Genomic DNA, 11,720 nt, shown 5'->3' on the forward strand with positions numbered 1-11,720 from the left:
CTTTGATTTCCATCACATGGTGGGCCAAAATGGACTCGAACCATCGACCTCACGATTATCAGTCGTGTGCTCTAGCCAGCTGAGCTATTGGCCCATGTGGTGGAGATTAAGGGAATCGAACCCTTGACCCCCTGCTTGCAAAGCAGGTGCTCTCCCAGCTGAGCTAAACCCCCACATTAGGAATTGAGTTCCCTTTTCAGGGCCCTCAAAATCGAACAATATCTACTCTGCTTGTTTGTTACCTGTCCNTGCTTATTTGCAGCTCCCCGAAGCTTATCGCAGCTTATCACGTCTTTCATCGGCTCCCAGTGCCAAGGCATTCGCCCTGCGCCCTTGTTCGCTTGACCTTTCAAACGTTCTCTTGGAACATTTGGTATCCTCTTGATTCTCTCTTGCCAACGAAGATTATTGTTACCCTTCCTTTTGAAATTGCAATATTTCTTAAAAAAGAACTTACTATAATCTTTGTTTCGCAGTTATTATTCAGTTTTCAAGGTACGTCTTTGAGTTCCCTTTTCAGGGCCCTCAAAATCGAACAATATCTACTCTGCTTGTTTGTTACCTGTCCAAGGACTGTCCATCTTTTGATGTCCTGTCCTTGCCTGACTCCTTAGAAAGGAGGTGATCCAGCCGCAGGTTCTCCTACGGCTACCTTGTTACGACTTCACCCCAATCACCAGTTTTACCTTCGGCGGCGTCCTCCTTGCGGTTAGACTACCGACTTCGGGTCCCCCCGGCTCTCATGGTGTGACGGGCGGTGTGTACAAGGCCCGGGAACGTATTCACCGTGGCATGCTGATCCACGATTACTAGCAATTCCGACTTCGTGCAGGCGAGTTGCAGCCTGCAGTCCGAACTGGGACGTTGTTTCTGAGTTTTGCTCCACCTCGCGGTCTTGCTTCTCTTTGTTTAACGCCATTGTAGTACGTGTGTAGCCCAAGTCATAAAGGGCATGATGATTTGACGTCATCCCCACCTTCCTCCGTTTTGTCAACGGCAGTCTGGCCAGAGTCCTCTTGCGTAGTAACTGACCATAAGGGTTGCGCTCGTTGCGGGACTTAACCCAACATCTCACGACACGAGCTGACGACAACCATGCACCACCTGTCTCCTTGCTCCGAAGAGAAATACTGTTTCCAGCATCGTCAAGGGATGTCAAGACTTGGTAAGGTTCTTCGCGTTGCGTCGAATTAAACCACATACTCCACTGCTTGTGCGGGCCCCCGTCAATTCCTTTGAGTTTCAACCTTGCGGTCGTACTCCCCAGGTGGATTACTTATTGTGTTAACTGCGGCACTGAAGGGGTCAATCCTCCAACACCTAGTAATCATCGTTTACGGTGTGGACTACCAGGGTATCTAATCCTGTTTGCTACCCACACTTTCGAGCCTCAGCGTCAGTTGGTGCCCAGTAGGCCGCCTTCGCCACTGGTGTTCCTCCCGATATCTACGCATTCCACCGCTACACCGGGAATTCCGCCTACCTCTGCACTACTCAAGAAAAACAGTTTTGAAAGCAGTTTATGGGTTGAGCCCATAGATTTCACTTCCAACTTGTCTTCCCGCCTGCGCTCCCTTTACACCCAGTAATTCCGGACAACGCTTGTGACCTACGTTTTACCGCGGCTGCTGGCACGTAGTTAGCCGTCACTTCCTTGTTGGGTACCGTCATTATCTTCCCCAACAACAGGAGTTTACAATCCGAAGACCTTCTTCCTCCACGCGGCGTCGCTGCATCAGGGTTTCCCCCATTGTGCAATATTCCCCACTGCTGCCTCCCGTAGGAGTCTGGGCCGTGTCTCAGTCCCAATGTGGCCGTTCAACCTCTCAGTCCGGCTACCGATCGTTGCCTTGGTGGGCCGTTACCTCACCAACTAGCTAATCGGACGCGAGGCCATCTCAAAGCGGATTGCTCCTTTTCCCTCTGCTCGATGCCGAGCCGTGGGCTTATGCGGTATTAGCAGTCGTTTCCAACTGTTGTCCCCCTCTTTGAGGCAGGTTCCTCACGCGTTACTCACCCGTTCGCCACTCGCTCGAGAAAGCAAGCTCTCTCTCGCTCGTTCGACTTGCATGTGTTAGGCGCGCCGCCAGCGTTCGTCCTGAGCCAGGATCAAACTCTTTATAAATGATATTTATCACTTAAAAGTGTTAAATCTTGTTCGCTCAGCACGCAATCGCTTGCGTCCTGTGTGAATTACTTTTGGAATTGTTTTTAGTGTTTTTCCAAACACTTAAAAGGTTCCTTACAAGTTTTTCGATATTGTTCAATTTTCAAGGTCCTGTAGCGCCTCAGCCTTGCGGCTGACGACCTGTTTATTCTACCACCGAAGTGGCTTTTTGTCAAGCCTTATTTTTTAGAAGCTTTTGAACTTTTTGAACTTGGACCTCTAAGAAGTTTCTCAGAACAAACTGGAACTTTTCAGCGTCTATTGGTTCTTTTCAAGGGCTTCCTGCTGAGGCTTTGGAAGTCATTCTTTTGCCTCAGCGCTTGGCGCTCAAGTATAATACCACACCCCCGCCTCCTTGTCAACACTTTTTGACAGATTTTTTCCATTCTTTTTTGCGTGCACCCCAAAACAGCAGCAGGCCGCAGCTGCAATGCAGCTGCGGCGGCAAAAGCGGAAGAGTCCTCTCCCGGAACTATTCAGGTTTTCAGGATCTTCGCAGGGTCAGCCAGACTGCAGCAGCCAGCATGGGCAGCATTCCGATCAGGCCAATGGGTACCGGACCCAATACATTGTAATAGCTGTCTGCCGGGTTCGTCAAAACCACAAACAGCGCTGCCACCGCATTGAATGCGCCGTGTGCGATGGACGGAACCCAGATGCACCCGGTCTTTTCATAGAGCCAGTCCAACAGGGTATTGAGCGCAAAGCAGACTATGCACCACACGAAAAGGCCCAGCACTGGCGCACCCAAGTAGTTGGTGCCGTATTCGTAGCCCACCAGCAGCATCAGCGGCCAGTGCCAGACACCCCAAATCACGCCGCCCAGCAGGCGGCCGTTGAGCAGGCCGAGCTGCTCCTTTAGGTGAGGCATCATATACCCGCGCCATCCGGCTTCCTCGCCCAAAGCTGCGAACATATTGATGACCGGAGCCAGCGTGACCGCAAACAGACCTGTTTCCAGCATGTAGCTGAGGTTGGATACGCCCAGCTCCCTGCGCAGGTTCTGAGCGTCCATCTCGCCGCCGTAGGCCGCTGCCAGCCAGCTGCCGGAGAGGTCCAGTCGATGCGGGAACACCGCAAAATAGAGCACTGCGGCCAGCACCGTAAATACCGCCGGGCCGAACCACGCCGCCAGCCAGTAGCGGCGCTTGCCCTGCACCTTCCAGCCGATGCCGGTGGGCTGGCGCAGAAAGACCTTTTGTACCAGCAGCACCGCCAGCAGCGGGCAGAGCATGGTGGCGACCAGCGCCAACTGATACAGCACGGCATTCTGCTTTTGCAGCAGCGCCATGCAGCCGCCGACCTGACACAGCCATGCCAGACCAAACGCTAACAGGAAATAAAGGCCGAAGCCCTGCTTTTCTTTTGTGGTCATACGAACTTCACCGCCGTTCCATAAGCAATAACCTCTGCTGCGCCCTGCATGACGCTGGCGGAAGCGTAGCGCATCCCTACAACTGCATCCGCACCAAGGGCCTCTGCATCCTTGACCATGCGTCCTGTGGCGATCTGCCGGGCTTCGGTGAGCATATCCGCATAGTCGGTCACTTCACCGCCCACCAGCGTGCGGAACCCCGCCATCAGATCGTGGCCCAGATTGCGGCTCTGCACCGTGCTGCCGCGCACCACGCCCAGCGCTTCCAGCTTTTTGCCGGGCACTTCGTTAATAGTTACGATAAGCATCTTCTTCTCCCTTTCCGATCTCTTCAATGCGTTCCAGCAACACCTTCAGCGTGCCCACAATGCACCCCACCGGGATGCCGAACAATACGATGAGCAGCGGCAGCGGCGGCGCTTCCTGCGGGTCGCTGTAAAAGGCCCACGCCATCGTTGCGATCACAAAAGCCATCAGCGCCACAAAAAGGGCAGCGCCGATGCAGGCACCACGGATGCGCTCGCCTTTTCGGTCTGTGCGTTCAATGTTCACAAAGGTCACTCCCTGTTCCTCCCGTGCAGCAAGACGCACAAGCGTCTGCTCCACATCCAGTTCTTCAAGGTTTCCGGAAGCCTTTTCCAATACGGTGCAGAAGCCGATGGCTTCGTCCAGATCCTTGCGGCGGGCGTTCAGCCGTTCCAGCTGCTGGGCCATTCCCTCGGCCAGCGTCTTCTGCCCTTCCAGCATTTCCCGGATCTCGGCCAGCGGCACATCCAGCTTGCGCAGCAGCTTGATGCGGCGCAGGCGTTCCACGTCCGCCTGCGAGTAGCTGCGGTAGCCGTTGCCCGGCTCGCGGCTGGGGGTAATGAGCCCCTCCTCCTCGTAAAAGCGGATGTTCTTTTTGGTCACGCCCACAGCGGCTTCCACTTCGTTGATCTTCATGGTTCCGGTGCCTCCTTACGTGCCTATGTTACACCTTCCAGAAAGGGGAAGGTCAATAGATTTTAATAGAAAAGTGAGACTCCCCCAGTCTGCTTCGCAGACAGCCCCCTCGGAGATGGGGCCTTTGGCAAAACATAAAACTTTGCCGCACTGCCAAAGGCTCCCTCCTTGAGGGAGCTGGCGAGCGAATGCGAGACTGAAGGAGTTCTTATTTTATCAGAAGTAGCACTTGATCTGGAACCGGTCGGCGCTGTCCTGCTTTTTCTCCACCACAATGTGCTCATGGTTGAAGTCGAAGTGCACCGGGGTGCACAGGTCGGTATTGCGGGTCAGGCGCAGCAGTTCCTGCACCCGCTTTTTCTCCTCCGGCACATAGAACAGGTAGCTCACGCCCTCCTTTTTGGCACGGCCGGTGCGGCCGATGCGGTGGGTGTAATGTTCGTTCTCACTGGGCACATCGTAGTTGATCACGGCATCCACATCCGAAACATCGATGCCGCGGGCGGCAACGTCGGTGGCTACCAGAATGGCCAGCTTGCCGTCCCGGAAGTTCTGCATGATCTGGTTGCGCTCCTTCTGGGAGAGGTCGCCGTGCAGGCAGTCTACCGAGAAACCCAGCCGTGCCAGCTGGTTGGCCAGAGTGGCAGTGTTGAACTTGGTATCGCAGAACACCATCACCCGCTTGTAGTTCTCACCAATGATGATCTGTGCAAGGTCGGAAAGCTTGTTGCGGCCGGAGGTCTCCAGCATATACTGGGTGATCTTGGGCTGGCTTTCTTCCTTGGGCTGAACGGTGATCTCCTCGGCGTTGTGCTGGTACAGCCAGCCGATGTCCATTACCTCGCGGCTGATGGTGGCCGAGAACATGGAGAGGGACTTGCGGGCCTTCATCATTTCAATGATATGCCGCACATCCTTATAGAAGCCCATGTTCAGCATTTCGTCGGCCTCATCCAGCACGATCTGGGTCACATGGGAGATATCAATGGAATGGTGCTTGTAGTGGTCCATCAGACGGCCCGGCGTTGCCACCACGATCTGGCAGCCCTCGGCAAGGCGCTTTGCCTGCTTTTCCATGTTGGCACCGCCGTACACGCAGGCCACCTGCACTTCGGGCATGAAATAGGTCAGTTCTTCCAGCTCCTGCGCGATCTGCTGGGCCAGCTCCCGGGTGGGGGCCATGATCACGGCCTGCGGGTACTTGTTTTCCGGTAAGATATGCTCCGCCACCGGGATGCCGAAGGCACAGGTCTTGCCGGTGCCGGTGGGGGCTTTTGCGATCACGTCATAGCCCGCCATCATGACGGGGATAGTCTTTTCCTGAATTTCGGTCATTTCGGCAAAGCCCATGCGCTCCACGGCCTTGTGGATGGCATCGCTGCACTGCAACTCACTGTAAAGCATCTGATTCTCCGTTCCTTTGTCATTTTATATTCTGAACCCAGTATAGCATGAAATGCCGCACTTGTCAGCAGGTTCTTAACGAACTCCTTCCGTCATCGCTAATGCGATGTCACCTTCCTCCCAGAGGGAGACTTTTCCGCACGGCGAGGCTCTCTCTCCGAGGGAGCTGTTGAGCAAATGCGAAACTGAGGGAGCTCCAAACAAAAAGAGCTGCGCCCCGAGTGGAGGGCACAGCTCTTTGCATTTGATTTGAGGATCAGACAGCTTCCTCAGTCTTGGCAGCCTTGCCTGCTTCCAGCTTCTGCTTGAAGCGGCCGCTGGCCTTGAAGCCGGGGATGGAGGTGGACTCCAGACGGCTGGAAACCTTGGTCTTGGGGTTGGTGTAGGCCTTGGGCTTGCGGGGACGCATCTCAAAACGGCCAAAGCCTGCGATGGTCACCTTCTCGTCTGCGCGCAGGCAGTCGGCGATCTGGTCAAACATTGCATCCATCGTGGTCTCGACCTGTGCTTCGGTGAAGCCGGTCTTGCGTGCCACAGTCTCGATCATCTGGGAACGGGTCATGTATCTATATCCTCCTGGAGTGTCCAAAAGTAACGTCTTTTGGCAAATTTTGCGTTGTTGAGTATAACATAATTCACACACTGTTTGCGACAGATTGCGCACAAAACATCATTTATTGCGCACGAACTTATGTAATCTCTCTCCGTCCTTCACAAATACAGCGCCCGCTGTTTTGGCGGGCGCTGCAAAAAAGCATTTTACGGGTAATTCGTGAGGTAATTATTTGCGGTGATACAGGGTGGCAATATCCACCAGCGGGATATTTTCCAGACTGTGATCACTGCGCAGGCAGTCCACCAGAGCGTTGGCGGTATCCACTGCGGTGATGCAGGGGATGCTCAGCTCCACAGCCTTGCGGCGCAGGCGCACGGAGTCGCGCTTGGGGTCACGGCCCTTAGCGCTGGTAGAGAACACATAATCCACCAGACCGCTCTGCAGCAGGTCCACGATGTTGGGCGACTCGCCGGACATATTGCGCACCTCGTTGCAGGGCACCATGTGCTTGTTGAGCCATGCGCAGGTGCCGGAGGTACCGTACAGCTTGTAGCCCATGCTCTTGAGCTTCCATGCGATATCCACGAACTCCGGCTTGTCGCTGTCCTTCACGGTGAAGATGCAGCAGCTTGCAGGGCCGGGGGTCTTGAAGGTGTAGCCCGCGCCGATGAGGCCCTTGAGCAGGGCATCGTGGTAGTTGGGAGCAATGCCCAGCACTTCGCCGGTGGACTTCATCTCGGGGCCGAACTGGGTATCCACACCGTGCAGCTTTTCAAAGCTGAACACAGGCACCTTGACGGCCACATAAGGTGCGTTGGGGTGCAGGCCGGTACCGTAGCCCATATCTGCCAGCTTTTCGCCCAGACAGCAGCGCACCGCCAGATCCACCATGGGCACGCCGGTGACCTTGGAGATATACGGCACGGTACGGGAGGAACGGGGGTTCACCTCAATGACGTACACCTTGCCGTTGGAAACTGCGTACTGCACGTTCACCAGACCGTTGACATGCAGCTCACGGGCAAAGCGGCCGGTGTAATCCACCATGGTGTCGATCTCGGCCTGAGTCAGGTGCTGTGCCGGGTAGACGCAGATGGAGTCGCCGGAGTGCACACCGGTGCGCTCCACCTGCTCCATAATGCCGGGGATCAGGAAGTTTTCGCCGTCGCAGATGGCATCCACTTCGCACTCGGTGCCCAGAATATACTTATCCAGCAGCACAGGGTGATCCATGTCCACATGCTCGGTGATAACGCCCATGTACTCGATCACGTCCGCCTTGGTGTAGGCCACGATCATGTTCTGACCGCCCAGCACGTAGGAGGGACGCATCAGCACCGGCAGGCCGATCTCGTCGGCGGCAGCCAGAGCCTCGTCCAGATTGAAGACAGTGCGGCCCGGTGCGCGGGGGATCCTGCAGCGCTCCAGCAGCTCGTCGAAGCGCTCACGATCCTCTGCTTCATCGATGGCATCTGCCGGGGTGCCCAGAATGGGCAGGCCGATCTCGTCCATGTGCTTTGCCAGCTTGATGGCAGTCTGGCCGCCGAACTGCACCACGCAGGCATCCGGCTTCTCGGTGGCAATGATGTTGTCCACGCTCTCCGGGTTCAGCGGGTCAAAGTACAGACGGTCGCCGGTGTCAAAGTCGGTGGAGACGGTCTCGGGGTTGTTGTTGACCAGAATGGCTTCGCAACCGTGCTTCTTCAGGGTCCACACACAGTGCACCGAGCAGTAGTCGAACTCGATGCCCTGACCGATGCGGATGGGGCCGGAACCAAAGACCAGGACCTTCTTTTTCCTAGGCTCGCCCTTGGCAGATGCTTCGGCTTCCTTCTCGGCAATGAACTCAGCGGCTTCGTTGTCGCCGTCGTATGTGGAGTAGAAATAGGGGGTGTTGGCCGAGAACTCGGCAGCACAGGTATCCACCATCTTGAAGCCGGCGCGGTAGTTCTCCACGGGCAGGGTGTCCACCTGAGCCAGACGCTTGATGGTCTTATCCTGGAAGCCGTACTTCTTGGCAGTCTTGTACTGCTCTTCGGTCAGCACGCCGTTGCACTTGGCAAGGCCATTCTCAAGGTTTGCCAGATGCTGCATCTTGTCCAGGAACCACCAGTCGATCTTGGTGATGCGGTAGATGGTCTGGTGGTCGATGCCGCGCTTGAGAGCCTCGTACACGCAGAACACGCGTTCGGCATCCTGAACATGCATGTGGGCCACGATCTCGTCATCGGTCAGCTCCTCAAAGGGCTTGTGGGTCAGGGTGTCCATACCCAGCTCAATGGAGGAGACTGCCTTCATCATGGCAGCCTCGAAGCTGTTGCCAATGCTCATCACCTCGCCGGTGGCCATCATCTGGGTGCCCAGAGACTTGTCGGCGTAGACGAACTTATCAAAGGGCCACTTCGGGTACTTGACCACGATGTAGTCCAGCGCAGGCTCAAAGCAGGCGCAGGTCTTGCCGGTGACATCGTTGGTGATCTCGTCCAGCGTGTAGCCAATGGCGATCTTGGTAGCCACCTTGGCAATGGGATAACCGGTGGCCTTGGAAGCCAGTGCGGAAGAGCGGGACACACGGGGGTTGACCTCGATGACCGCGTAATCGTAGCTGTCCGGTTTCAGGGCGAACTGGCAGTTGCAGCCGCCCTCGATGCCCAGCTCGGTGATGATATCCAGAGCAGCGGTGCGCAGCATCTGGTATTCGTGGTCGGTCAGGGTCTGGGAGGGAGCCACGACCACCGAGTCGCCGGTGTGGATGCCCACAGGGTCCAGGTTTTCCATGTTACACACGGTGATCACGTTACCCTTGTGGTCGCGCATGACCTCATACTCGATCTCTTTCCAGCCGGCGATGCACTTTTCCACAAGAATCTGATGGATGGGGGAAAGGCGCAGGCCGTTGGTGCCGATCTCGATGAGCTTTTCGCGGGTCTCGCAGATGCCGCCGCCGGTGCCGCCCATGGTAAAGGCCGGGCGCACAATGACCGGGTAGCCGATGCGGTCTGCACAGGCCAGCGCATCCTGCAACGTCTCCACCACCTCAGAGGGGATGATGGGCTGGTGCAGCTTTTCCATCGTCTCCTTGAACAGCTCGCGGTCCTCGGCACGGTCGATGGTCTCGGGCTTGCAGGCCAGCAGACGGATGCCGGTGCGGTCCAGATAGCCGGAGCGGGCCAGCTCCATGGACAGGTTCAGACCCATCTGGCCGCCGAGGTTCGGCAGCACAGAGTCCGGCTTTTCGATGTCCAGAATGCGCTCCACGACTTCCAGCGTCATGGGCTCGATGTAAACATGGTCGGCCACATCCGGGTCGGTCATGATGGTTGCGGGGTTGGAGTTCAGCAGAACGGTCTCGATGCCCTCTGCCTTCAGGGCGCGGCAGGCCTGCGTGCCGGAGTAGTCGAACTCCGCAGCCTGACCAATGATGATGGGGCCGGAGCCAATGACCAGCACCTTCTTGATTCTAGGGTCCTTCGGCATTTCAGCGTGCCTCCTTTTTTGCTGCTTTGACGTTGTTCAGGAAGCGGTCGAACAGAAACTCGGTATCCTTGGGGCCGCCGTTTGCTTCCGGGTGGAACTGCACGGTAAAGCAGTTCCACTTCTTGTACTTGATGCCCTCACAGGTGCCGTCGTTGGCGTTCACCTGTGCCACCTCGCCCATTTCGGCGGGCAGCTCGTCGCCCACCACAGCGTAGCCGTGGTTCTGGCTGGTGATGAAGGTGCGGCCGGACTCAAAGTCGGTTACGGGCTGGTTGGCACCGCGGTGGCCGTATTTGAGCTTCATGGTCTTGGCACCGGCTGCCAGAGCACTCAGCTGGTGGCCCAGACAGATGCCGAAAGTGGGGATGTTCAGCTCAAAGATGTGCTTGAGGTTCTCGATGACCTCCACGGGTTCCGCCGGGTCGCCGGGACCATTGGACAGCATGATGCCGTCCGGAGCAAGGGCCTTGATTTCCTCTGCCGTTGCAAAGGCGGGCATGACCGTCACCTTGCAGCCGCGCTTGACAAGGCAGCGCACGATGTTGCGCTTGCAGCCGTAGTGCATCAGCACGATATGGGTCTCGCCCTGCGGGTTGAACACCTCGGGCTTTTCACAGGTAACATTCTTCACCGCATCGGTGACGGCGTAGGCGCGGATCTGAGCCAGCAGAGCCTCGGTCTCGGCCTTGTTGGCCGGGTCGGCGGGGTCGAAGGTGGTCAGGATGGCACCGTTCATCACACCGCTCTCGCGGATGATGCGGGTCAGGTGGCGGGTGTCGATGCCCTCAATGCCGATGGTGTTGTTCTTTTTCAAAAAGCTGTCCAGCGTTTCCTCGCAGCGCCAGTTGGAGGGGGTGGTGCAGGCCTCGCGCACGATGTAGCCCTTTGCCCAGATGCGGTCGGACTCCATGTCGTCCTTATTCATGCCGTAGTTGCCGATAAGGGGGTAGGTCTGGGTGATGATCTGGCCATAGTAGCTGGGGTCGGTCAGGGTCTCCTGAAAGCCCACCATGCCGGTGGCAAAGACCACCTCGCCCACGGTGACGCCCTCGGCACCCACCGACTGGCCGGCAAAGACCATGCCATTTGCCAAAAGAAGATATGCGTTCATAGTTTTCCTCGTTTCAACACATTACAGGGTCTGCTTTGCTTCCTGCTTCATCTTGCGGCTGCCCAGATGCACCAGCGGCAGCTTGCCTTCCTTGCAGATGGGGCACTCTTCCGGTGCGTAGTTGGGCAGGTCCAGCTTGAGGGCGCTTGCCACGATGGGAATGGGAGACGGAGCCTCGGGCTTGGTGCGGTCCACCACGCAGGTGATGCCCACGCAGATGCCGCCGTTCTCTTCGATCACGCGCTTGGTCTCCAGAGAGGAGATACCGGTGGTGACCACGTCCTCAGCGATGAGGCACTTCTCACCCGGGTGGATGGCGAAGCGCTTCAGGGTCATCACATTGTCCACGCGCTCGGTAAAGATGGCGCGCTTGCCGGTCTGGCGGGCCAGCTCGTAGGCGTACACGATGCCGCCCATGGCCGGGCCGACGATCACATCCACGTCCATTTCCTTGACCTTATCTGCCACGGTCTTCATCACCTCGGCGCAACGGTCGGGGTACTGCTGCAGATAAGCCATCTGGCAGTATGCGCTGGAATGGCGGCCGGAGGACAGCAGGAAGTGGCCTTCCAGGAACGCGTCACAGCTCTTCAGGATCTCAAGTGCTTCACTCATTGTACTTCTCCCTCTCTTTTATAAAAATATCTTTTGAACGGTATTGTACCACGCTTTTGCGCGATTTGCAAAT

General features: G+C 56.7%; 8 protein-coding genes, 2 tRNA genes and 1 rRNA gene. All 11 read right to left on the reverse strand.

Annotated elements, in window-relative coordinates:
- Window positions 1-17: 17 nt before the first annotated feature.
- A tRNA-Ile gene (locus tag GKG34_RS01730) sits at window positions 18-94 on the reverse strand.
- Window positions 95-97: 3 nt separating this feature from the next.
- Window positions 98-173, reverse strand: a tRNA-Ala gene (locus GKG34_RS01735).
- 441 nt (window positions 174-614) lie between these two features.
- Window positions 615-2,125 (reverse strand): 16S ribosomal RNA (locus GKG34_RS01740).
- Window positions 2,126-2,651: 526 nt separating this feature from the next.
- Complete coding sequence (locus GKG34_RS01745) at window positions 2,652-3,542, reverse strand: CPBP family intramembrane glutamic endopeptidase (protein ID WP_154255477.1); 891 nt, start codon at window positions 3,540-3,542, stop codon at window positions 2,652-2,654.
- On the reverse strand, window positions 3,539-3,850 hold the full coding sequence (locus tag GKG34_RS01750) for a heavy metal-binding domain-containing protein (protein WP_005944222.1): 312 nt from the start codon (window positions 3,848-3,850) through the stop codon (window positions 3,539-3,541). The genes GKG34_RS01745 and GKG34_RS01750 overlap by 4 nt, the downstream gene beginning before the upstream one ends.
- A complete protein-coding gene (locus GKG34_RS01755; RefSeq protein ID WP_154255478.1) occupies window positions 3,831-4,484 on the reverse strand; it encodes a MerR family transcriptional regulator in 654 nt (217 codons plus the stop codon). Before GKG34_RS01755 ends, GKG34_RS01750 begins: the two co-directional genes overlap by 20 nt.
- A 216-nt stretch (window positions 4,485-4,700) precedes the next feature.
- On the reverse strand, window positions 4,701-5,888 hold the full coding sequence (locus GKG34_RS01760) for a DEAD/DEAH box helicase (RefSeq protein ID WP_005944218.1): 1,188 nt from the start codon (window positions 5,886-5,888) through the stop codon (window positions 4,701-4,703).
- Between the two features lie 256 nt (window positions 5,889-6,144).
- Complete coding sequence (locus GKG34_RS01765; RefSeq protein ID WP_005944215.1) at window positions 6,145-6,450, reverse strand: HU family DNA-binding protein; 306 nt, start codon at window positions 6,448-6,450, stop codon at window positions 6,145-6,147.
- A 219-nt stretch (window positions 6,451-6,669) separates the two neighbouring features.
- Window positions 6,670-9,921, reverse strand: a complete 3,252-nt coding sequence (gene carB / locus GKG34_RS01770; protein ID WP_154255479.1) for a carbamoyl-phosphate synthase large subunit — start codon at window positions 9,919-9,921, stop codon at window positions 6,670-6,672.
- A 1-nt stretch (window position 9,922) separates the two neighbouring features.
- Window positions 9,923-11,032 (reverse strand): carbamoyl phosphate synthase small subunit, encoded by a 1,110-nt coding sequence (locus GKG34_RS01775; RefSeq protein ID WP_005944209.1) that lies wholly within the window; start codon window positions 11,030-11,032, stop codon window positions 9,923-9,925.
- 21 nt (window positions 11,033-11,053) lie between these two features.
- Entirely contained in the window at window positions 11,054-11,647 is a 594-nt protein-coding gene (gene pyrE / locus GKG34_RS01780) for an orotate phosphoribosyltransferase (protein ID WP_005944207.1), read from the reverse strand.
- Window positions 11,648-11,720 lie beyond the last annotated feature (73 nt).

Source organism: Faecalibacterium sp. BIOML-A4, from assembly GCF_009679665.1.
GTDB lineage: Bacteria > Bacillota > Clostridia > Oscillospirales > Ruminococcaceae > Faecalibacterium > Faecalibacterium taiwanense.